Origin of the sequence: Geopseudomonas aromaticivorans, from assembly GCF_019097855.1 — a bacterium.
Taxonomy (GTDB): Bacteria; Pseudomonadota; Gammaproteobacteria; order Pseudomonadales; family Pseudomonadaceae; genus Geopseudomonas; species Geopseudomonas aromaticivorans.
The window spans coordinates 354,983-376,253 of record NZ_JAHRGL010000001.1; the positions used below are offsets into that span (position 1 = coordinate 354,983).

General features: G+C 65.5%; 26 protein-coding genes and 1 tRNA gene. 4 read left to right on the forward strand and 23 right to left on the reverse strand.

Translation table 11 applies throughout. The annotated features are described in order from the left end of the window. Positions 1–31: 31 nt before the first annotated feature. The 3 genes from KRX52_RS01625 to dapA all read right to left on the reverse strand — a co-directional run bounded on the left by KRX52_RS01625 (position 32) and on the right by dapA (position 2,975). Positions 32–901, reverse strand: coding sequence for a phosphoribosylaminoimidazolesuccinocarboxamide synthase (locus KRX52_RS01625; RefSeq protein WP_217679396.1), 870 nt, complete (start codon positions 899–901; stop codon positions 32–34). A gap of 87 nt (positions 902–988) precedes the next feature. Then, positions 989–2,080 carry an NlpB/DapX family lipoprotein gene (gene bamC, locus KRX52_RS01630; RefSeq protein ID WP_217679397.1) on the reverse strand — a complete coding sequence of 364 codons (1,092 nt, stop codon included), beginning with the start codon at positions 2,078–2,080 and terminating at the stop codon, positions 989–991. Between the two features lie 16 nt (positions 2,081–2,096). After that, a complete protein-coding gene (dapA, locus tag KRX52_RS01635) occupies positions 2,097–2,975 on the reverse strand; it encodes a 4-hydroxy-tetrahydrodipicolinate synthase (protein ID WP_217679398.1) in 879 nt (292 codons plus the stop codon). A 170-nt stretch (positions 2,976–3,145) separates the two neighbouring features. On the opposite strand from dapA, the gene KRX52_RS01640 reads away from it, so the two are divergent. After that, complete coding sequence (locus tag KRX52_RS01640; RefSeq protein ID WP_217679399.1) at positions 3,146–3,703, forward strand: glycine cleavage system transcriptional repressor; 558 nt, start codon at positions 3,146–3,148, stop codon at positions 3,701–3,703. A gap of 25 nt (positions 3,704–3,728) precedes the next feature. Then, positions 3,729–4,202, forward strand: coding sequence for a peroxiredoxin (locus KRX52_RS01645; RefSeq protein WP_217679400.1), 474 nt, complete (start codon positions 3,729–3,731; stop codon positions 4,200–4,202). 35 nt (positions 4,203–4,237) lie between these two features. Here KRX52_RS01645 and KRX52_RS01650 read toward each other — a convergent pair whose 3' ends face one another. Continuing rightward, entirely contained in the window at positions 4,238–4,489 is a 252-nt protein-coding gene (locus KRX52_RS01650; protein WP_217679401.1) for a sulfurtransferase TusA family protein, read from the reverse strand. A gap of 105 nt (positions 4,490–4,594) precedes the next feature. Between KRX52_RS01650 and KRX52_RS01655 the strand changes: the two genes are divergently transcribed. Continuing rightward, positions 4,595–6,028 carry a M48 family metalloprotease gene (locus KRX52_RS01655; protein ID WP_217679402.1) on the forward strand — a complete coding sequence of 478 codons (1,434 nt, stop codon included), beginning with the start codon at positions 4,595–4,597 and terminating at the stop codon, positions 6,026–6,028. A 60-nt stretch (positions 6,029–6,088) separates the two neighbouring features. On the opposite strand, the gene nadA is transcribed toward KRX52_RS01655, so the two are convergent. From nadA to KRX52_RS01740, 17 genes are all read right to left on the reverse strand, one after another. After that, positions 6,089–7,147, reverse strand: a complete 1,059-nt coding sequence (nadA, locus tag KRX52_RS01660; RefSeq protein ID WP_217679403.1) for a quinolinate synthase NadA — start codon at positions 7,145–7,147, stop codon at positions 6,089–6,091. 161 nt (positions 7,148–7,308) lie between these two features. Further along, positions 7,309–7,383, reverse strand: a tRNA-Lys gene (locus KRX52_RS01665). Positions 7,384–7,441: 58 nt separating this feature from the next. Then, on the reverse strand, positions 7,442–8,116 hold the full coding sequence (gene queC / locus KRX52_RS01670; protein ID WP_217679404.1) for a 7-cyano-7-deazaguanine synthase QueC: 675 nt from the start codon (positions 8,114–8,116) through the stop codon (positions 7,442–7,444). A 1-nt stretch (position 8,117) separates the two neighbouring features. After that, a complete protein-coding gene (queE, locus tag KRX52_RS01675) occupies positions 8,118–8,765 on the reverse strand; it encodes a 7-carboxy-7-deazaguanine synthase QueE (protein WP_217679405.1) in 648 nt (215 codons plus the stop codon). Between the two features lie 120 nt (positions 8,766–8,885). After that, positions 8,886–9,680: a tol-pal system protein YbgF gene (ybgF, locus tag KRX52_RS01680; protein ID WP_217679406.1), complete on the reverse strand. Its 795-nt coding sequence runs from the start codon at positions 9,678–9,680 to the stop codon at positions 8,886–8,888. Between the two features lie 6 nt (positions 9,681–9,686). Next, a complete protein-coding gene (gene pal / locus KRX52_RS01685) occupies positions 9,687–10,187 on the reverse strand; it encodes a peptidoglycan-associated lipoprotein Pal (RefSeq protein WP_217679407.1) in 501 nt (166 codons plus the stop codon). Between the two features lie 75 nt (positions 10,188–10,262). Beyond that, positions 10,263–11,567 (reverse strand): Tol-Pal system beta propeller repeat protein TolB, encoded by a 1,305-nt coding sequence (gene tolB, locus KRX52_RS01690; RefSeq protein ID WP_217679408.1) that lies wholly within the window; start codon positions 11,565–11,567, stop codon positions 10,263–10,265. Next, positions 11,564–12,634 carry a cell envelope integrity protein TolA gene (tolA, locus tag KRX52_RS01695; protein ID WP_217679497.1) on the reverse strand — a complete coding sequence of 357 codons (1,071 nt, stop codon included), beginning with the start codon at positions 12,632–12,634 and terminating at the stop codon, positions 11,564–11,566. Before tolA ends, tolB begins: the two co-directional genes overlap by 4 nt. After that, the gene (gene tolR / locus KRX52_RS01700; protein ID WP_217679409.1) at positions 12,631–13,083 is read right to left on the reverse strand and encodes a protein TolR; all 453 of its coding nucleotides are present in this window, start codon (positions 13,081–13,083) and stop codon (positions 12,631–12,633) included. Before tolR ends, tolA begins: the two co-directional genes overlap by 4 nt. 130 nt (positions 13,084–13,213) lie before the next feature. Beyond that, complete coding sequence (gene tolQ / locus KRX52_RS01705) at positions 13,214–13,909, reverse strand: protein TolQ (RefSeq protein WP_217679410.1); 696 nt, start codon at positions 13,907–13,909, stop codon at positions 13,214–13,216. Positions 13,910–13,911: 2 nt separating this feature from the next. Next, positions 13,912–14,355 carry a tol-pal system-associated acyl-CoA thioesterase gene (ybgC, locus tag KRX52_RS01710; RefSeq protein WP_217679411.1) on the reverse strand — a complete coding sequence of 148 codons (444 nt, stop codon included), beginning with the start codon at positions 14,353–14,355 and terminating at the stop codon, positions 13,912–13,914. A 40-nt stretch (positions 14,356–14,395) separates the two neighbouring features. Continuing rightward, on the reverse strand, positions 14,396–15,445 hold the full coding sequence (ruvB, locus tag KRX52_RS01715; protein WP_217679412.1) for a Holliday junction branch migration DNA helicase RuvB: 1,050 nt from the start codon (positions 15,443–15,445) through the stop codon (positions 14,396–14,398). 18 nt (positions 15,446–15,463) lie between these two features. Further along, the gene (ruvA, locus tag KRX52_RS01720; RefSeq protein ID WP_217679413.1) at positions 15,464–16,066 is read right to left on the reverse strand and encodes a Holliday junction branch migration protein RuvA; all 603 of its coding nucleotides are present in this window, start codon (positions 16,064–16,066) and stop codon (positions 15,464–15,466) included. A 15-nt stretch (positions 16,067–16,081) separates the two neighbouring features. Next, on the reverse strand, positions 16,082–16,606 hold the full coding sequence (gene ruvC, locus KRX52_RS01725; RefSeq protein WP_217679414.1) for a crossover junction endodeoxyribonuclease RuvC: 525 nt from the start codon (positions 16,604–16,606) through the stop codon (positions 16,082–16,084). Between the two features lie 210 nt (positions 16,607–16,816). Further along, the gene (locus KRX52_RS01730) at positions 16,817–17,563 is read right to left on the reverse strand and encodes a YebC/PmpR family DNA-binding transcriptional regulator (RefSeq protein WP_217679415.1); all 747 of its coding nucleotides are present in this window, start codon (positions 17,561–17,563) and stop codon (positions 16,817–16,819) included. Positions 17,564–17,653: 90 nt separating this feature from the next. Next, positions 17,654–19,429: an aspartate--tRNA ligase gene (gene aspS / locus KRX52_RS01735; RefSeq protein WP_217679416.1), complete on the reverse strand. Its 1,776-nt coding sequence runs from the start codon at positions 19,427–19,429 to the stop codon at positions 17,654–17,656. A 141-nt stretch (positions 19,430–19,570) separates the two neighbouring features. Further along, positions 19,571–19,855 (reverse strand): hypothetical protein, encoded by a 285-nt coding sequence (locus KRX52_RS01740; RefSeq protein ID WP_217679417.1) that lies wholly within the window; start codon positions 19,853–19,855, stop codon positions 19,571–19,573. Here KRX52_RS01740 and KRX52_RS20895 point away from each other — a divergent pair. Continuing rightward, a complete protein-coding gene (locus KRX52_RS20895; protein ID WP_367890515.1) occupies positions 19,838–20,494 on the forward strand; it encodes a cold-shock protein in 657 nt (218 codons plus the stop codon). The genes KRX52_RS01740 and KRX52_RS20895 overlap by 18 nt on opposite strands. 69 nt (positions 20,495–20,563) lie before the next feature. Here KRX52_RS20895 and KRX52_RS01750 read toward each other — a convergent pair whose 3' ends face one another. Both KRX52_RS01750 and KRX52_RS01755 read right to left on the reverse strand, forming a co-directional pair. Beyond that, a complete protein-coding gene (locus KRX52_RS01750) occupies positions 20,564–20,770 on the reverse strand; it encodes a SlyX family protein (protein WP_217679418.1) in 207 nt (68 codons plus the stop codon). Beyond that, positions 20,767–21,201, reverse strand: coding sequence for an HIT family protein (locus KRX52_RS01755; RefSeq protein ID WP_217679419.1), 435 nt, complete (start codon positions 21,199–21,201; stop codon positions 20,767–20,769). Before KRX52_RS01755 ends, KRX52_RS01750 begins: the two co-directional genes overlap by 4 nt. Positions 21,202–21,271: the final 70 nt, after the last annotated feature.

Genomic DNA, 21,271 nt, shown 5'->3' on the forward strand with positions numbered 1-21,271 from the left:
AGGATCAGTTGCTTGCGCGCCGCGACCCTGTTCAGCAGGTCAGCCGGGTCAGCGCCTCGCGGTATTTGTCCGCGGTCTTCTGCGCCACTTCGGCCGGCACGGCCGGGGCCGGCGGCTCCTTGTTCCAGCCGGTGGATTCCAGCCAGTCGCGCACGAACTGCTTGTCGAAGCTCGGCGGATTCTTGCCTTCCACGTAGCTGTCGGCCGGCCAGAAGCGGCTGGAGTCCGGGGTCAGCACCTCGTCCATCAGGGTCAGGGTACCGTCCTCGTCCAGGCCGAACTCGAACTTGGTATCGGCAATGATGATGCCGCGGGTGGCTGCGTATTCGACCGCCGCGCTGTACAGGGCGATGGCGGTGTCGCGCACCTTGGCCGCCAATTCGGCGCCGATGATCGCTTCGCACTGCTCGAAGGAGATGTTCTCGTCATGGTCGCCGACGGCGGCCTTGGTCGAGGGGGTGAAGATCGGCTGCGGCAGCTTGGCTGCTTCCTTCAGGCCGGCCGGCAGCGCGATGCCGCAGACGGTGCCGCTCTTCTGATACTCCTTCCAGCCGGAGCCAACGATGTAGCCACGCACGATGGCTTCCACGGCGACCGGCTTGAGGCGCTTGGCCACCACCGCACGCCCCTCCACCAGCGGCAACTCGGCAGCCGGCACCACGTCCTCGACCTTGTCGCCGGTGAAGTGGTTGGGCACCAGGTCCTTGAGCTTGTCGAACCAGAAATTGGAGATGGCGGTGAGGATCTTGCCCTTCTCCGGGATCGGCTCGGCGAGAATGACGTCGAAGGCCGACAGACGATCGGTGGCCACCATCAGCATGCGCTTGTCGTCGATTTCGTAGAGGTCGCGAACCTTGCCCGAGTAGATTTTCTTCAGGCTCAGGGTGGTGGGTGTGGTCATATCGGCATTTCCGTTTCTGGCAAACAAAACAGGCGAAACCCGAGGGTTTCGCCTATCGCTGGTAGCGGCTGGGGCTGCAGGCCCGACTCAGCCGAGGTGTTCCTGGATCATCTCCAGTACGCGGCGCGCCACGTCGGCCGGCGCGACGGTCTCGAGGTCTTTCTCGACCGACACCTGCACGCTGTCACCGACGGTGGTCAGGCGGACCTGGTAACGCTCGGCGCGGGACTCGACGTCCTCGGCATCCGCCTTGCCGCCCAGCAGACCGGCGAAGAAGCCCGGCTCTTCGCCCGGCTTGTCCGCGCCTTCGGCGAGGTTGATGTAGTAGATGCCGAGACTGCGGTTCATGTCGTCGACGCGCACATCGCCATCCTGCAGCGCACGGCCCACCGCCGACCAGGCGCGGTCGAAATCGGTGGCCAGGCTGAGCAGAGGGTTGCCACTGCCGTCGGAGCCCAGGGAGACGCGCTTGGGCGCGTCGAAGCTGCGATCCGCCAGCAGGGAAACGCTGCCACCCTGACCAACGGAGCTGCTCAGGCTGCTCTGCAGGCGTTCGATCAGCGCACCATCCAGCGCCGGCTGGACCGAGCGCGCCGGCCACGCCGGCTCGGCCGAGCTGCCGGCAGGACGGACATTGCTGAGCAGGAATATTTCACTGGTATTGCGCTGCACGCCGGGCTCGACGCGCAGGCGCACGCTGACTTCGGCATCCGACTTGTCGACGTGACGCGCCAGCGCGGCCGGCACGGTCTGCCAGGTACTGACCAGTTCGCCGGTCTCCGGACGTTCCGCACTGATGCCCAGGCCGTTCTCCTCGAAGAACTGGCGCGCCAGCGGCCAGACCTCGGCGGGGCTACGCTGGGCTACCACCCAGCGACGCTCGCCGCTGCGCTGCAGGCTGAAGTCGCTGCGCTGGGCAGTCGCCTGCAGACCCTGCGGTCGCGGCACCTCGAATTCACCCTCGGCACTGCGGGTCGCCACGCTGGCCGGCACCGGCAGCAGGGGCTCGATACGACGCGCCTGAACATCCGGCGGCAGCTGCATCGGGGCGGTTTCACGGGCAGCGAGATAGTCGCTGCCGCGGTCGCGGAAGTAGCCGTTGTCGCCCCAGATCCAGCCGCATCCGCTGCTGGTTCCAATGATCAGGGCAAGCGCGGAAAGTCCGGCCAGTTGCTTCATGCATGTTCTCCGTCGATCAGGCCAGCACACCGGCCTGGCGCATGGCCTGACGCAGCGGCTCCTGGCAGTCCTGGCTGAGCCAGGTCAGGGGCAGGCGGATGCCTTGGGGAATCAGTCCCATCTCGTGCAGGGCGAACTTCACCGGGATCGGGTTGGCCTCGCAGAACAGTTGCTTGTGCAGCGGCATCAGGCGGTCGTTGATGGCGCGCGCGGGCGCGGCCTCGCCACGCATGGCCAGGGCACACAGCTCGCTCATGTCACGCGGAGCGACGTTGGCGGTCACCGAGATGTTGCCCTGGGCGCCCATCAGCATCAGCTCGACGGCAGTGGCGTCGTCGCCGGAGTAGACCAGGAAGCCCGGGGCGACCTTGTCCAGCACTTCCTGGCCGCGCGCCAGATCGCCGGTGGCTTCCTTGACGCCGATGATGTTCGGCACCGTGGACAGACGGGCGATGGTGTCGGGCAGCATGTCGCAGGCGGTACGCCCCGGCACGTTGTAGAGGATCTGCGGAATGGCCACCGCCTCGGCGATGGCCTTGTGGTGCAGGTACAGGCCTTCCTGGGTCGGCTTGTTGTAGTACGGGGTGACCAGCAGGCAGGCGTCGGCGCCGGCCTGCTTGGCGGCGGCGGTCAGCTCGATGGCCTCGCGGGTGGAGTTGGCACCGGTGCCGGCGATCACCGGGATGCGCCCGGCGACCTGTTTGACCACATGACGGATTACCGCGACGTGTTCGTCGACGTCCAGCGTGGCGGACTCACCAGTGGTGCCCACCGCAACGATCGCGTTGGTACCTTCCTGGAGGTGAAAATCGACCAGCTGGGTCAGGCTGTCCCAATCCAGACGGCCTTCTGCATCCATGGGCGTGACCAGTGCCACCATGCTGCCCGTAATCATGCAACCACTCCTGCCGCTATATAAATAAAGGGGTAATGGTACTGGTGCCACCAGCCTTGCACAAGCTGGTGGCGGGTCGCCGGGCATTCCCCTTGTCGGCGCTTTTCGCTACCCTTCCCGGCTCTGCCGGCACGTGCTCTGCCGCCATCTCTTTGCACCAGGAATTCTGCATGTCGACCCCCCAACCCCGTGAACAGTTTCTCGTGATCAGCGCCCTGGGAGCCTCGCCCATGGAGCTCACCAGCGTGCTCTGTCGCGCCAGCCAGGAAAGCCGCTGCAACGTGGTCAGCAGCCGCCTGACCCGGCATGGCGAGTACAGCGCCCTGGTGCTGCAGGTCGCTGGCAGCTGGGACGCGCTGGCCCGCCTGGAAGCCAGCCTGGCGCCACTGGCCAAGCGCCACAAGTTCAGCATCAACGTCACCCGCAGTGCCGCTGCCGTCGAGCGCGCCAACGCCCTGCCCTACGTGGTGTATATCAGCGCCGCCTATCGGCCGGACATCATCGGCGAACTGTGCCAGTTCTTCACCGACCACCACGTCGAGCTGGAGAACCTCACCTGCGACACCTACCAGGCGCCGCAGACCGGCACCCTGCTGCTCAACGCCACCATCACCGTGACCCTGCCGCCGGGCACCCAGATCAGCTGGCTGCGCGACCAGTTCCTCGACTTTGCCGATGCCCTCAACCTCGACGCCCTGATCGAGCCGTGGCGCCCGCAGAACCCGTAAGCCCAGCCCGAACAAGGAATTCACCATGCCGGTAGCCATCGATTCGCCCGTCGCCGATTTCCAGGTCCAGGCCACCAGCGGCCAGCAGGTCGTGCTCAGCGCGCTGCGCGGCAGGCAGCTGGTGCTGTACTTCTACCCCAAGGACAGCACCCCGGGCTGCACCACCGAGGGCCAGAACTTCCGTGACCTGCACAACGAGTTCACCGCAGCCAACACCCTGGTGTTCGGCGTCTCGCGCGACAGCCTGAAGTCCCACGAGAACTTCAAGTGCAAGCAGGAATTCCCTTTCGAACTGATTGCCGACGCCGACGAGCAGCTGTGCCAGCTGTTCGAGGTGATCAAGCTGAAGAAGCTGTACGGCAAGGAATACCTGGGCATCGAGCGCAGCACTTTCCTCATCGACAAGGACGGCGTGCTGCGCCAGGAATGGCGCGGCGTCAAGGTGCCGGGTCATGTGGATGCGGTACTGGCAGCCGCTCGCGCGCTCAACGCTGACTGAACGCGCCCCGAGCGGCCGCAGCCGTCGACCGCTCCTCAGGCCTTGCGCAGCCAGTAACGGAAGCAGCCGGCCTCAACCTCTTCGCGCAGCAACTCGTGCCCGGCCAGCCGGGCGAAGGCGCGGAAGTCACGTTGCGAACCGGCATCGGTGGCGATCACCTTGAGCACCGCGCCGCTGGGCAGGCGGTTGAGCTCCAGCTTGGCCTTGAGCAGCGGCAGCGGGCAGTTCAGCCCGCTAGCATCCAACTCAGCATCGTGGGCCGGTGCCGGCCCGGCAGTATCGGTCATGTCGACTCTCCGCAAATGCCGCGCAGCATACCCAAGCCGGCGCACGACTGGCCAGCCAGCCGCCGCTGCAGCTAGAGTAGGGCTTTGCATCCGCGAGCTCGAGCGATGAAGATTCTGCGCCCCACCCTGCTGACGCTGGCCTGCCTGCTGGCGACCCCGGCTCTCGCCAGCGACCTGCCGTCGCTCGGCGATGCCAGCTCCTCGATCGTCTCCCCCGACCAGGAGCACCAGCTCGGCCGCGCCTGGCTCAACGTGCTGCGCGGCCAGGTGAAGAGCCTGTCCGACCCACTACTCGAGGACTTCATCGAGAACAGCGTGTATCGCCTGGCGGAAACCAGCCAGCTGCAGGACCGGCGCCTGGTTTTCGTCCTGCTCGACAGCCCGCAGCTCAACGCCTTCGCCGCGCCCGGCGGGGTCATCGGCGTCAATGGAGGCCTGTTCCTGCACGCCCAGACCGAGGGCGAGTACGCCTCGGTGCTGGCCCACGAACTGGCGCACCTGTCGCAGCGCCACTTCGCCCGCGGCCTCGAGGAGCAGAAACGCATGCAGGTGCCGCTGATGGCCGCCATGCTCGCCGGCGTGGTCGCCGCCGCCGCCGGTGCCGGCGATGCCGGGATCGCCGCCATCGCCTCGACTCAGGCCGCGGCCATCCAGTCGCAACGGAGCTTCTCGCGGCAGAACGAACAGGAGGCCGACCGCATCGGCATCCTCAACCTGCAGCAGGCCGGTTACGACCCGAACGCCATGCCCAGCATGTTCGAGCGCCTGATGCGGCAGTACCGCTACACCCGGATGCCGCCGGAATTCCTCCTGACCCACCCGATCAGCGAATCGCGGGTTGCCGATACACGCAACCGCGCCGAGCAACTGGCCGCCGGCGGCAATACCGACACCCTGAACTATCAATTGATGCGCGCCCGCGTGCAGTTGCTCTACGAAAGCTCGCCAGGCCTGGCGGCCAAACGCTTCCGCGCCCTGCTCGACGAAAACCCGAATCTGGATGCTGCGCGCTACGGCCTGGCCCTGGCACAGATCAAGAACGGCCAGCTCAAGGAGGCCGGCAGCAGCCTGCAGCCGCTGCTCGCCAAGGCGCCCAACGACATCGTCTACAACCTCGCCCAGGCCCAGCTGGACGTCGCCGCCAGCCGCCCCGATGCCGCCAGCCAGCGCCTGCAGCGCCTGCTCGGCCTGTACCCGGACAACTACCCGCTGCGCCAGTACCAGGCCGAAGTACTGCTCAAGCAGAATCGGCCGGCCGAGGCCGAGAAGCGCCTGGACGCCCTGCTCAAGGAGCGCCCCGGCGATGCCGAGCTGTGGTACCAGCAGGCGGAAACCCGCGGCCTGTCCGGCAACATCATCGGCGTGCACCAGGCCCGCGCCGAATACTTCGCCCTCACCGGCGACTACGACCAGGCCCTGGAGCAACTCGACTTCGCCCGCCGCCGCGCCAGCAACAACTTCCAGCTGGCCGCGCGCATCGACGCTCGCCACAGCGCCCTGGAAGAAGAACAGCGGATGATCGACAAGCTGCTGCGCTGAGCCAGGCCACAACGCAAAAGGCCCGGCAATCAGCCGGGCCTTGGTGTTTCAGGCTACCTCTCAGGCGTTGCCGCTCAGCTTGAGCCGCGCTGCCTGAGTGAAGTCGAGCATGCGCTTGAGCGGCTTGACCGCCCTGGGGATCAGCGCCGGATCGACGTGGATCTCGTTGCTGCCGGTGCGCAGGCACTGCAGGGTGCGCTCCAGGGTGTTCATCGCCATCCACGGGCAGTGCGCGCAGCTACGGCAGGCCGCACCCTGGCCGGCGGTCGGCGCCTCGATGAACGACTTGCCGGGGCACAGCTGCTGCATCTTGTAGAGGATGCCGCGGTCGGTGGCGACGATGAAGATCTGGTTCGGCAGGGTCTGCGCCGCCTTGATCAACTGGCTGGTGGAGCCCACCGCATCGGCCAGCGCGACCACCGCCTCCGGCGACTCGGGATGCACCAGCACCGCCGCGTCCGGATACAGCGCCTTGAGGTCGTGCAGCTGCCGGGCCTTGAACTCCTCGTGAACGATGCAGGCCCCTTCCCAGAGCAGCATGTCGGCACCGGTCTCGCGCTGGATGTAGCGTCCCAGGTGCTGATCCGGCGCCCAGAGGATCTTCTCGCCGTTGTCCATCAGGCTCTCGACGATCTCCAGCGCGCAGCTCGAGGTCACCACCCAGTCGGCCCGCGCCTTCACGGCCGCCGAGGTGTTGGCGTAGACCACCACGGTGCGCTCGGGGTGCTGGTCGCAGTAGGCGGAGAACTCCTCGACCGGGCAACCCAGATCCAGCGAGCAGGTCGCCTCCAGGGTCGGCATCAGGATGCGCTTTTCCGGATTGAGGATCTTCGCGGTCTCACCCATGAAGCGCACGCCGGCCACCACGATGGTCGAGGCCGGGTGCTGGCTGCCGAAGCGGGCCATCTCCAGCGAGTCGGCCACGCAACCGCCGGTTTCCTCGGCCAGCGCCTGGAGGATCGGATCGGTGTAGTAGTGGGCAACCAGCACGGCATCGCGCGCCTTGAGTTCGGCGGCGATGGCCTGGCGGTAGTCGGCAACTTCCTCAGCAGTCAGCGGGCGCGGCTGCTTGGCATCCAGATGGGCTTGAACCAGAAGACGTTCGGAAACTTGGGACATATTCGCAGGACCTGCTGACACAGCGGTGCGGAATGCAAGTATAGACTCGCGCCTCTGCCGCAGGCAGAGTCGACGAAGGCATACTGCGCATACGAAAAAAGCCGGAAACCAACCCTTGCGAGTCAACTTCCAGCTTTTCGTTCTTCCGAAGAAGAAATAGATGGTGGGGCGTGTGGGATTCGAACCTACGACCAATTGGTTAAAAGCCAACTGCTCTACCACTGAGCTAACGCCCCGACGTGAGATGTATATTACTGATTTCTAACGGAAATACAACACCCAAGGGAAATAATTTCAAAAATAGCGGGTCGGATCGACTATCCCGGCCGCACGGAAACCTTCCGCACGCAGGCGGCAGCTGTCGCAGCGTCCACAGGCGCGACCATCGGCATCGGCCTGATAGCAGGACACGGTCAAGCCATAATCCACGCCGCGCGCCAACCCAGCCTGGATGATCTGCGCCTTGGACAGGTACTGCAGCGGCGCACGAATACGGAAGCCCTCGCCCTCAACGCCGGCCTTGGTCGCCAGATTGGCCAGACGCTCGAAGGCGTCGATGAACTCCGACCGACAGTCGGGATAGCCCGAATAGTCCACGGCATTCACGCCGATGAAGATGTCGCGCGCCTCCAGTACCTCGGCCCAGCCCAGCGCCAGGGACAGGAACAGCGTATTGCGCGCCGGCACGTAGGTCACCGGAATGCCCTCGGCCGGCTCTTCCGGCACGGCGATGGTGCTGTCGGTCAGCGCCGAGCCGCCAATGCCGTTGAGATTGATGCCGACCACCTTGTGCTCGAGCGCTCCGAGCTGACGCGCCACCCGCTCGGCCGCCTGCAGCTCGGCGCGGTGGCGCTGGCCGTAGTCGAAGCTCATGGTGTAACAGGCATAGCCTTCGGCGCGCGCCATGGCCAGCACGGTGGCGGAGTCGAGGCCGCCGGAAAGCAGGATTACCGCCCTCTTCTCGCTCATCTCAGTGCCCCGGCTCGTCGTTCCACAGATACTTGTGCAGCTGCAGCTGCAGGCGCACCGGCAGGTTGTCGGCGATGATCCAGCCGGCCAGGCTGCGCGCCTCCAGCTGATGATGGCTGGGCGACATCAGCACCTCGCCAGCGCGCTGCTCCAGGCGGTATTCGATGATTTTCGACACTGCCCAGTCGTAGTCCTCGCGCGAGCAGATGACGAACTTGACCTGGTCGTTGCGGGTCAGTTGCGCCATGTTCTCGTAGCGGTTGCGACCGACCTCGGCCGAGCCCGGCGTCTTCAGGTCGACCACCCGACTGACGCGGGTGTCCACCGGAGCGATATCCAGGGCGCCGCTGGTTTCCAGCGACACCTCGTAGCCGGCATCGCACAGCGCCATGAGCAGCGGGATGCAGTTCGGCTGCGCCAGCGGCTCGCCGCCGGTCACGCAGACGTAGCGCGGCTGGTAGCTGGCGACCCGCGCGAGGATCTGCTCCAGGGTCATGATCTCGCCGCCGCTGAAGGCGTAGGCGGTATCGCAGTACTGACAACGCAGGGGACAGCCGGTCAGGCGCACGAATACGGTCGGCAGGCCGACGGTACGTGCTTCCCCCTGCAGCGAATAGAAGATTTCGGTGATGCGCAGAGTCTGGTTCATAAGCCCCGGGCGTGATGGCGAAACAGGCCAACCGCCTCCGTTGCAGGATGTGGAAAAAGTGCGGCGATTTTAACGAAAAAACCCGCGCCGGGCGCGGGTTTCCTCAGAAGCGCTCGCTGTTCAGGGCAGACGGGCGAGATCCCGCTGGGCCAACTGGGCAGCGGAGGTGCCCGGATACTGGGCGATCACCTGCTGCAGGATGCCCTTGGCCTTGGCGACATTGCCCAGACGCTGCTCGACATCGGCCAGCTTGTACAGCGAGTCGGCCACCTTCTGGTGGTCCGGGTAGCCCTGGCTGACGCGGGCGAACGACTGGCCGGCCCCCTGCAGATCGCCCTGGGCGAGCTTCACTTCACCCAGCCAGTACTGCGCGTTGCCGGCGTACTGACTGGTCGGATACTTGCGCAGAAATGCACTGAAGGCCTGGTCGGCCTTGGCAAAATCCTTCGCCTTGATCAGGTCGAAGGCGGCATCGTAGAACAGCTTTTCCTTGGCCGGATCACCCGGCGCGGCATTCGCCGCCGGAGCCTGACCGGCAGATGCCGGGTCAGCCGCCGCGGGAGCCAGAGGCGCCTGGGCCGCAGGAGTCGGAGCCTGGGCGGCACCGGACAGACGACTGTCCAGATCCTGGTAACGCTGCAGACTTTCCTGCTTGAGCTGCTTGATCTCGTACTGCTGCTCTTCCAACGTACCGCGCATGCGGGAGACCTCTTCCTGCAACTGCTGCAGCTGCAGGAAGAGTTCACCCTGTGCCGAGGCGGGCGCGGTAGCCGCGCCGCCGGCATAAGCAGCTCCCGTCGCCCCGTAGCCGGACGGCGGATAACCGTTGCTACCATCCATGACGGGCACTTGGGCCCAGGTCGTGAGCGGTACGGCCAGAGCCAGCAGGGTCAGGAGACGGGAGTGCTTGTGCATGGCGTATTACTTCTTCAGTTCGACGCGACGGTTCTGCGCCCAGCTTTCTTCGCTGCTGCCGGCAACCAGTGCACGCTCTTCACCGTAGGACACCAGCTCCAGCTGAGCCGGGGACACGCCCTGCAGCACCAGGTAGCGCTGAACGGCCTTGGCACGACGCTCGCCCAGAGCCATGTTGTACTCGCGGGTACCGCGCTCGTCAGCGTGGCCTTCCAGGACTACGCGCTGGCCGCTGGCCTGCAGGTCCTTGGCGTGAACGTCCAGAGCGCGCATGGCTTCCGGCTTCAGGTCGGAGCTGTCGTACTCGAAGAAGAAGGTGGTGATGGCGCGCAGAGCGGCTTCTTCGCCACCCAGGCTGCCGTCGACGGCACCTGAGTTGGCACCGTAGCCAGCGTTCGGGTCAACTGCGCCTTCGCCAGCGGCATCGCCACCCTTGGAGGAGCAACCTACGGCAACGGCCATAGCCAGAGTCAGCGCAGCAAACTTGCCGAATTTCAGCATTTCCATCTTTAAAAACCCCAGTGTGTATTCAAAACAACGTGTTCAAAACAAGGTATTGAAACGAGCAGTTGGCAGCCGCCGTCAGTTCAAATAGGGAGACCAGGAAGGCTCACGGATTTCGCCTTGAGCCGCAGGTATCGGGAGGCGTACACGTCCATTGACGGAGACGAGCATCAGCACTCCACGGCCCTGCTGACGGGTGGCGTAGATTAGCATGGTGCCGTTGGGCGCGACAGTGGGCGACTCGTCCAGACTGGTCTCTCCGGAGAGGATCCGCGGAGCGCCACCGCGCTGCAGATCCAGCGCCGCCACCTTGAACACGGTGAAGCCATCCTGGCGATGCACCATGACCAGGGTCCGCTCATCCGCCGACAACTTCGGGTTGGCATTGTAGTTGCCGACGAAGGTCACGCGCTCTGCACCGCCGCCGCCGACGCGGGTCTTGTAGATCTGCGGCTTGCCACCCCGATCCGAGGTGAAGTAGATGGTCTGGCCGTCCTTGCCCCAGAAGGGCTCGGTGTCGATGGACTGGTCGCTGGTCACGCGACGCACCTGGCGGCTGCCCATGTCCATCACGTAGATCTCCGGGTTGCCGTCGCGCGACAGCACGAAGGCCAGGCGGCTGCCGTCCGGCGACCAGGCCGGAGCGCCGTTGAGGCCTTCGAAGTTGGTGATCTGCTCGCGGCGCCCGGTATCGATGTTCTGCACGAAAATGCGCGGACGCTGCTGCTCGAAGGACACGTAGGCGATACGCCGACCGTCCGGCGCGAAGCTCGGCGACAGGATCGGCTCGCGCGACTGCAGCAGGGTCACCGCACGGGCACCGTCATAGTCGGAGCGCTGCAGGGTGTAGCGGGTATTGTTGGCGGCAAAGCGCTCGGCGGTGACAAACAGCAGCTTGGTGGAGAAGGCGCCCTTGATGCCGGTGAGCTTCTCGAACGACTGGTCGGCAATGAAGTGCGCCATGTCGCGCAGCTGGGCGGTGGTGCCGCCGACGCTGCCGGTCAGCATCTGCTGCTCGGTGGTGACGTTGAACAGCGCGTACTGGATCTGCACGCCGCCGCCGCTGGGCACCATGCTGCCCGTCAGCACGTACTGGGCGCCGAGGGCCTTCCAGTCGCGGTAGATGACCTCGCCGGCCTGACTGGGCAGGCTGATCATGTTCTGGCGCGGAATCGGCTCGAAGTAGCCGGAGTTGCGCAGGTCCTTGCCGATGATATCGGCCATGTCCTCGGGCAGCACGGCACCGCCCTGCGAGCCGAACGGCACCACGGCGATCGGGATGGCGCGATCGGTACCGCTGGAAATCACCAGCGGGTCGGCTGCCTTCGCCATGCCGGCGAGCAGCACCAGGCCCAGCAGGGCCATGCGCATCAGGGTGTTCACAGGCTCAAATCCTCCGGTTTGAATATCACGCGACGCTGACGATACATCTTGTCGAAGGTCGCTCGGTCCAACTGCTGCATTTCCGGGATGCGGCCGACATTGCGTACCGCCGCCACGGCCGAATTGTCGAAGGCCGGGTCGCCGCTGGCGCGGGAGACGCTGGCGTTGGTGATGGTGCCGTCGGGCAGCATCTGGATCAGCACTTCCACGCTCATGCCATTGCGCGCCGATGGCGGACGGCGCCACTGCTGACTGACCAGGTTGATGATCAGGTCATCCAGACTGCCGGCCACCTGGTCGCCGACACTGTCGGCCAGCGCCTGCTGGTGCTGCACGTCATCGGACAGCAATTCGGCCAGCGCCGCGGCCTTCTTGTCTTCCTGGGCCTTGCGTGCAGCCTGCTCGGCCGCTTTCTTCTTGGCAGCCTCCGCAGCGGCCTTTTTCTTGGCCTCCTCGGCGGCTTTCCTCTTCGCGTCTTCGGCAGCCTTTTTCTTGGCTTCCTCGGCCGACTTCTTCTTCGCCGCCTCTTCGGCCGCCTTCTGCTTGGCCGCCTCTTCAGCCTTTTTCTTGGCGTCCTCGGCTGCTTTCTTCTTGGCGATATCGGCCTGCTGCTTCTGCTCGGCAGCCTTCTTCTCGGCTTCCGCCTTGGACTTGGCCGCCTCGGCTTCCTTCTGCTTCTGCGCCTCGGCCTTGGCCGCAGCTGCTGCCTTCTGCGCTTCGGCGGCCTGCTCGGCCTTCTTCTCCTCAGCCTTCTTCTGCTCCGCCGCCTTGGCCGCCGCGACCCGCTGCTGTTCGACCTTCTTCTGCTCCATCTGTTCAGTTTCGTACTGCGGCGCAGCCGTTTTCTTCGCCTCGCCTGCGATACGCTGGTTGGTCTGCACCGTGGCCTGACTCTGCGACTTGAGCTGGTACAGGGTAGCCTGGATGATTGGCCGCGATGGTGGCAGCTCCGGCGTCATGGCAAAGCTGACGAACAGCATGGCGAAGATCAGGGCGTGCAGAGCCACCGCCCAGATGGTGGGCCAGAAATAGCTTTCCGAGGAGGAGCGCTCGTGCTGCTGCATCAGGGCGCCTCGGTAATCAGCCCGACGTTGCCGACACCGGCCTGCTGCAGGCCGCCCATGGCCGCCATGACCGCACCGTAGTCCACCGCCTTGTCGCCGCGCACGAACACCTGCACCTGCTTACCCTGGCTACGGGTCTGGTTCATGATCGCAGTGACCGCACGGACCATTTCATCGAGGGTCAGCGCCTTGTCCTGGACGGTATCGACATCGACCTCGCTACCCATGTTCCAGTAGTAGGTCTTGTCGGCCTTGATCGAGATGGTCAGCACCTGGGCGTTGTTATCCTGCGGCAATGCCTCGCTGCTCACCTTGGGCAGGTCGACCTTGACCCCCTGATTGAGCATCGGCGCCGTCACCATGAAAATCACCAGCAGCACCAGCATCACGTCGATGTAGGGCACGACGTTCATCTCGGCGACCGGCTTGCGTCTGTTGCGAATTCTGGCCATGACTTAATAGAACCTATCCAAGAGACCCTTGCCCGGCAGCTGCCCCCCTCGCCCTGCCGCGCACCGCGCAGGCAGCACGGCGACTACCGCGCAGACGGGGAGCACGGGAACGGATACGCCGGGGAGCGCATCACTCATCGCTGGTGTGGACCTTGCGATGCAGGATGGCCTGGAATTCATCGGCGAAGGTGTAGTAGCGGTTGATCAGCATCTCGCCACGGGAGGAGAAGCGGTTGTAGGCAATCACCGCCGGAATCGCGGCAAACAGGCCGATCGCGGTGGCGATCAGTGCCTCGGCGATGCCCGGGGCCACGGTGGCGAGGGTCGCCTGCTGCACCTGAGCCAGGCCACGGAAGGAGTTCATGATGCCCCACACGGTACCGAACAGGCCGACGTAGGGGCTGGTGGAACCGACCGTGGCGAGGAACGGCAGGCTCTGCTCGAGCTTCTCTTCCTCGCGGGAGATGGCCACGCGCATGGCACGGTTGACGCCGTCCATCACCGCACCCGGATCGACGCCCGGCTGCTGGCGCAGGCGGGAGAACTCCTTGAAACCGGCGCGGAAGATCTGCTCGACGCCGGAGTCGGGGTCGGGGTTGCTGCCGGCCTGGCGGTACAGCTTCGACAGGTCGATACCCGACCAGAACCGCTCCTCGAAACCGTCCAGCCCCTTCTTGGCCGCACGCAGCAGGCTGCTGCGCTGGAAGATCATGATCCAGGAAGTGACCGAGGCGGCGACCAGCAGCAGCATCACCAGTTGCACCACAAAACTGGCATTGCTGATCAGGCTCCACATCGACATATGGTCAACGGCGTTGGCTTCCACGCTTACTCTCCTGCAGGGATTGGACCCGCGCCGCTGAAGGCTGCTCGCAGCGCTTCGGGAATGGCCCGGGGTTTGAAACTGTCGGCGCGCACACAGGCCACCGTGACATGTCCTTCACAGAGCAGCGCATCATCGCCTGCCCGCCGTACCTGCTGGTGAAAACGCAGGCTGGCACGATTGAGCTCCACTACCTCGGCACTGACCAGCATTTCATCATCCAGCCGGGCCGGCGCCCGGTAGCGCGCCTCGACCGAATGCACGACGAACAGCAGGTTCTCCCCCGCCAGTTGCGACTGGACGAACCCCAGCGCACGCAACCGCTCGGTGCGAGCCCGCTCCATGAACTTGAGATAGTTGACGTAATAGACGACGCCACCGGCATCGGTGTCCTCATAGTAGACCCGACAGCGATGGGTGAACGACTGACCCGTGTTTTGCGCGCGCATACTCTAGTACCGGCTCCCCAGCTTGCCAACCATTTTTCCGTCAATCGTCGGCAGCGGATAGCCCGTTACCGACCGTCTCGCCCAGCCGCCCCGGCACGTTGAGGCCGAAGTGCAGGTAGGCATGCCGGGTCACCACCCGGCCGCGCGGCGTGCGCATGATATAGCCCTGCTGGATCAGGTAGGGCTCGAGCACGTCCTCGATGGTGTGACGCTCCTCGCTGATCGCCGCCGCCAGGCTGTCGATGCCGACCGGCCCGCCGTCGAACTTGTCGATCATGGTCAGCAGCAGCCGGCGGTCCTGGTGATCGAAGCCATGGGCGTCGATGTCCAGCATGTCCAGTGCCCGGTCGGCGATGCCGAGGCTGATCTCGCCGCGCCCGCGCACCTCGGCGAAGTCACGCACCCGGCGCAGCAGGCGGTTGGCGATGCGCGGCGTGCCGCGGGCGCGGCGGGCGATCTCGAAGGCGCCCTCGGCATCGATGGGCAGGCCGAGGATGCCGGCCGAGCGGCTGACGATGGTGGCCAGATCCGCGACGCTGTAGAACTCCAGGCGCTGGACGATGCCGAAGCGGTCGCGCAGCGGGTTGGTCAGCATGCCGGCACGGGTGGTGGCGCCGATCAGGGTGAAGGGCGGCAGGTCGAGCTTGATCGAACGCGCCGCCGGTCCCTCGCCGATCATGATGTCGAGCTGGTAGTCCTCCATCGCCGGGTACAGCACTTCCTCGACGATCGGCGACAGGCGATGGATCTCGTCGACGAACAGTACGTCGCCCGGTTCGAGATTGGTCAGCAACGCCGCCAGGTCGCCGGGGCGCTCCAGCACCGGGCCGGAGGTACTCTTGATCGACACGCCCATCTCCTGGGCGATGATGTTGGCCAAGGTGGTCTTGCCCAACCCCGGCGGGCCGAAGATCAGCGTGTGGTCGAGCGCCTCGCTGCGCCCGCGCGCGGCCTGGATGAACAGCTCCATCTGCTCGCGCACCACCGGCTGACCGATGTACTCGGCCAGCTTCAGCGGGCGGATGGCCCGGTCCTGCTGCTCCTCGCGCTCGCGCGGGCTGGCGGTGACCAGGCGGTCGGCTTCAATCATCGGGACTTATCCACGGGTTCAGGCCATGCCCTTGAGGGCACGACGGATCAATTCTTCGCTGGACAGACTGTCATCGTCCACCAGGGCGACGGCGCGACTGGCTTCCGCCGGCTTGAAGCCGAGCGCCACCAGGGCGCTGACCGCATCGGCCTCGGCGCTGGAAACACTGGCCGCGCGTACCGGCTCCACCACCAGCGGCGCACCCGGCATGGATTCCCAGACCTGAAAGCGGTCCTTGAGTTCCACCAGCAGGCGCTCGGCGGTTTTCTTGCCGACGCCCGGCACCCGGGTCAGGGCCTTGGTGTCGCCGGTCTGCACGCAGCGTACCAGCTCGTCCACCTCCAGTCCGGACATCAGCGCCAGGGCGAGCTTGGGGCCGACGCCGTTGAGGCGGATCAGCTCGCGGAACAGCTCGCGCTCGCGCTTCTCGGCAAAGCCGTAGAGCAGATGGGCATCCTCGCGCACCACCAGATGGGTGTGCAGGGTCACCGGCTCGCCCACGCCGGGCAGGCGGTACAGGGTGGTCATCGGCACCTCCAGCTCGTAGCCGACCCCGCCGACCTCGACCAGCAGGTGCGGCGGCTGCTTTTCCGCCAGGGTTCCGCGCAAACGTCCGATCACGATCCGATTTCCTTGTTACAAGCGCAGCCGTCCGCTGCGCCGACGCGCGCTGGACAGGCCATGGGGGAGCAGACTCTGCCGGTGATGGGCATGGCAGAGGGCGATGGCCAGGGCGTCGGAAGCATCGATCTGCGGCTTCTGCACCAGCTTGAGCAGATGCATGACCATCAGCTGCACCTGCTGCTTGTCCGCCGCACCGGTGCCGACGATGGCCTGTTTGACCTGGGTGGCGGTGTACTCGGCCACGCTCAGCCCCTCCTCCACCGCCGCGACTATCGCCGCGCCGCGCGCCTGACCGAGCTTGAGCGCCGAGTCGGCATTGCGCGACATGAACACCTGCTCGATGCCCAGCATCACCGGCCCGTGCAGGCGAATCACCTCGCGCACGCCGCGATAGACCTTCTGCAGCCGTTCGGGCAGCGCTCCGTCGCCGGTGCGGATGCAGCCGGAGGCGACATACTCGCAGCCGCGCCCGGTGTCGCGCACCACGCCGTAGCCGGTGATGCGCGAGCCGGGGTCGATACCGAGGATCAGAGTCATGCAGGGTCATCCAGCCGAGTCGAGCAGTGGCCAACTTCAACCGATAGCCACTGTCTATTTATCCAGCCGCGAGTATAGGCCGACCACCCCACGCCGTCATCTCCGGCAAGCCGGCCCATGACGTCCCTCCCAAAAACAAAGCCGGAAGGCACAGGCGACGGCGCTCCGTCATCCATCCCTTCCGGCTCAGGCATCCCGACCCGCCGGATATCAGCCGAGCTGTTCCATGATCTCGTCGGGAATCTCGGCGTTGTGGTAGACGTTCTGCACGTCGTCGAGGTCTTCCAGCATGTCGATCAGCTTGAGCACCTTCTGCGCGGTTTCCAGATCGGCGACCGGCGCACTGATCGACGGGATCATGGCGATCTCCGCCTCGTCGCCCTTGAAGCCGGCGGCGTTGAGCGCCTCGTTGACCGCGTGGAAGTCGGCGAAGCTGGTGAACACATCCACCGAGCCGTCGTCGTTGCTAACGATGTCGTCGGCGCCGGCTTCCAGAGCGGCCTCCATCAAGGCCTCCTCGTTGACGCCCGGAGCGAAGCTGATCTGGCCCTTGCGATCGAACATGTAGGCCACCGAACCGTCGGTACCCAGGTTGCCGCCGCATTTGCTGAAGGCATGGCGCACTTCGGCCGCGGTGCGGTTGCGGTTGTCGGTCATCGCCTCGATGATGATCGCCACGCCACTCGGCGCGTAGCCTTCGTAGCTCAGCTCGGCCATGTTGTCGGCTTCGTTGGTGCCGGCACCGCGGGCGATGGCGCGGTCGATCACGTCGCGCGACATGTTGGCGGTCAGCGCCTTGTCCACCGCCAGGCGCAGGCGCGGATTGTCAGCCGGACTCGCCCCGCCCTTGGCGGCGACGGTCAGCTCGCGAATCAGCTTGGTGAAGATCTTGCCGCGCTTGGCGTCCTGGCGTCCCTTGCGGTGCTTGATGTTGGCCCATTTGGAATGACCAGCCATGACTCTCTCCGTCGTATTTCTGGTGGATCTTGTACTTTTACCGCCCCCGAACTGAAGGAGCCTGGCGTAACCAGGCTCCTGTCGGTCGGCTTATTCGGCCTTGGGCTGTTCGCGCAGGCGAATGTGCAATTCGCGCAGCGCCTTGTTGTCGACGATGCCCGGCGCCTGGGTCATGACGCAGGCGGCGCTCTGGGTTTTCGGGAAGGCGATGACTTCGCGGATCGAGCTGGCGCCGGTCATCAGCATGACCAGACGATCCAGACCGAAGGCCAGTCCACCGTGCGGCGGCGCGCCGAACTTCAGGGCGTCGAGCAGGAAGCCGAACTTCTCCTGCTGCTCTTCTTCGCTGATGCCCAGCACGCGGAATACTGCCTGCTGCATGTCCTTGCTGTGGATACGGATGGAACCACCGCCCAGCTCGGTACCGTTGAGCACCATGTCGTAGGCACGCGACAGCGCGGCCGCCGGGTTGGCTTCCAGCTCGGCCGGGCTGCACTTGGGCGCGGTGAACGGGTGGTGCATGGCGGTCAGGCTGCCGTCGTCGTTTTCCTCGAACATCGGGAAGTCGACCACCCACAGGGGCGCCCACTGGCAGGTCAGCAGGTTCAGGTCGTGGCCGAGCTTGATGCGCAGGGCACCCAGGGCTTCGGAAACGATCTTGGCCTTGTCGGCACCGAAGAACACGATGTCGCCGTCGACGGCGCCAACGCGGTCGAGGATCACGTTCAGGTTGTCCAGCGGGATGTTCTTGACGATCGGCGACTGCAGACCTTCGACACCCTTGGCGCGCTCGTTGACCTTGATGTAGGCCAGGCCCTTGGCGCCGTAGATGCTGACGAACTTGGTGTAGTCGTCGATCTGCTTGCGCGGCATGCTCGCCGCGCCCGGCACGCGCAGGGCGGTCACACGGCACTTCGGATCGTTGGCCGGGCCGGCAAACACCTTGAAGTCGACATCCTTGAGCTGATCTTCGACATCGACCAGTTCCAGCGGGATGCGCAGGTCCGGTTTGTCGGAGCCGAAGCGGCGCATGGCTTCGGCCAGGGTCATGTGCGGCAGTTCGCCGAACTCGACGTCCAGCACTTCCTTGAACAGCTGGCGGATCATGGTCTCGGTGAGCCCCATGATGTCCGCTTCGTCGAGGAAGCTGGTCTCGATGTCGATCTGGGTGAATTCCGGCTGACGGTCGGCACGCAGGTCCTCGTCGCGGAAGCACTTGGCGATCTGGTAGTAGCGGTCGAAGCCGGCGACCATCAGCAGCTGCTTGAACAGCTGCGGCGACTGCGGCAGGGCAAAGAAGCTGCCGGCGTGTGTGCGGCTCGGCACCAGGTAGTCGCGCGCGCCTTCCGGAGTGGCGCGGGTCAGGATCGGCGTCTCGACGTCGAGGAAGCCGTTGTCGTCCAGGTAGCGACGGATGCTGCTGGTGATGCTCGAACGCAGCTTGAGCTTCTCGGCCATTTCCGGGCGACGCAGGTCGATGAAGCGGTAGCGCAGGCGGGTTTCCTCGCCGACGTCGGTGTACTCGTTGAGCGGGAACGGCGGGGTTTCCGCCTCGTTGAGCACTTCCAGCTCGTAGCCGAGCACCTCGATGGCACCGCTGGCCATGTTCGCATTGACCGCACCGGCCGGACGCAGGCGCACCTTGCCGGTGATTTTCACGACGTATTCGCTGCGCACGCGGTCGGCGGTGGCGAAGGTTTCCGCACGATCCGGATCGAATACCACCTGGGCCAGACCTTCGCGGTCGCGGATGTCGAGGAAGATCACCCCGCCGTGGTCGCGACGGCGATGGACCCAGCCGCACAGGGTGACTTCCTGGCCGTCCAGGCTTTCGTTGAGTTGGCCGCAATAGTGGCTGCGCATCATGGTCGGTTCGCTTCTCAAAGTCAGTCGTAAATTCCGCACGGCGGTCGATCCGCGGCTGCCAGGCAACCGCTGCCGCCACAGCCGCCAGCCTGCCGCGAACACGCGGGCAGCAGCAGGCCTTGCCGAGATAAAGGGCCGGGATTATAGCCTGAAATAATCCCCCCGCGCCTGCCCCGCCAGCAGCCGATTCTGCGTCTCGCCGCGCACGGGCAATTGAGAGTACGAGGCCTTTACGGTTAAATAGCCGCCGCGCCTAATCCGCTCGAGCCCATTGCCGCCGAGCCCGGCCAGGCGCTGTCCGGCCGACCGGTACGCCATCATCTGGCGTCCTTTCCCTTCCGCATTGCCGCCGTCTGCCGGAAATCCTCTGTTCAGTATTTGTTGGTTACCAAGGTGAATTCGTTGAGCATATTGAAAACCGTCCATCTGTTGTCGGGCGTGGCTGCCCTGCTGCTGTCTTTCGTTCCCAGCCTGCGCGGCGAAGCCCTGCCCTGGCTGCAACAACCCGATGCCCTGTACCTGGCCTTCATCGGCCTGGCCAACCTGCTGATCTCCCCGCTGCTCGGCACCTCACGCCCGCGCGTGCAACCGCTGAGCAGCGCCCTGCTGGTCCTCGCCACAGCACTGCAGGGCCTCGCCCTGCTGCTGCCGCTGGACAGCCTGGCCGGTCAGCCGGTGGTGCTGTACGCCCTGCTCGCCGTCGCGATTGCCGCCTTCCTGCAGCTGCTGCCGGGCCAGCCGGCCATGCCGGCGCAAGCCTCGGCACCGACCGAGCGGCCGGCACAGCCGGCAGCGCGGGTCAGCCCCGCCGCGGATGCCAAGTCCGCGCCCAGCGTCCGCCGCAGCGCGCCGAGCGCAGGCCGTGAAGCCGGCACGGTGAAGTGGTTCAACACCTCCAAGGGCTTCGGCTTCATCTCCCGCGACAGCGGCGACGACATCTTCGTGCACTTTCGCGCCATTCGCGGCGATGGCCATCGGGTGCTGACCGAGGGCCAGCGCGTGGAGTTCACCGTGGCCCAGCGCGACAAGGGCCTGCAGGCCGAGGATGTCCTGATCATCGACTGACCCGCATCTGCTTGAGCGCAAACGACAGAGCCCGCCATTTGGCGGGCTCTGTCGTTTCTGGGCCGGGACTCAATAGTGCGGCGGCGGCGCTTCGTCCTCCACCGGGCCGATCTGCCCGGCCAGATCGGCCTGACGCGAGGCCAGCGCCTCGATCTGCCGCTGCAGGCGCTCGATCAGCCGGTTCTGCGTCAGCAGCTCGTCACTCAGCTGTTGCAGGGCATCGTCCTGAAAGGCCAGACGGGTTTCCAGTTCGGTAACGCGCAGCTCCAGGCTCATGCCGCCTCCACCGCGAAACGGAAATCGGCACTGTCCAGAACCAGCTTCAGCCGGTCACGCACGTCCTTCACTTCGTCCTCGCGGTAAGGCACCGCCGGCTGGCGGCCCCACACCGGCGCCGGCCAGGCCGCGTCACCGCGACGGCGAACGATGACGTGCATGTGCAACTGGCTGACCACGTTGCCGAGGGTGGCGACGTTCATCTTGTCGGCCTTGAAGACGTCCTTGAGCAGCTCGGCCAGCAGGGTGGTCTCGCGCCACAGCGAACGCTGATCGGCCTCGTCGAGCTGGAACAGCTCGCTGACCTCCGCGCGTCGCGGCACCAGGATGAACCAGGGATAGCTGGCATCGTTCATCAGCAGCAGGCGACACAGCGGGAAGTCACCCAGATGCAGGGTGTCCTGCTGCAGGCGGGGATCGAGGGCGAACATGGCGGCATCTCCTTGTTGAACAGCTGAGGGTTGCCCGGCGCGGGCGTGACCGGCGACGAGCCACAGCACT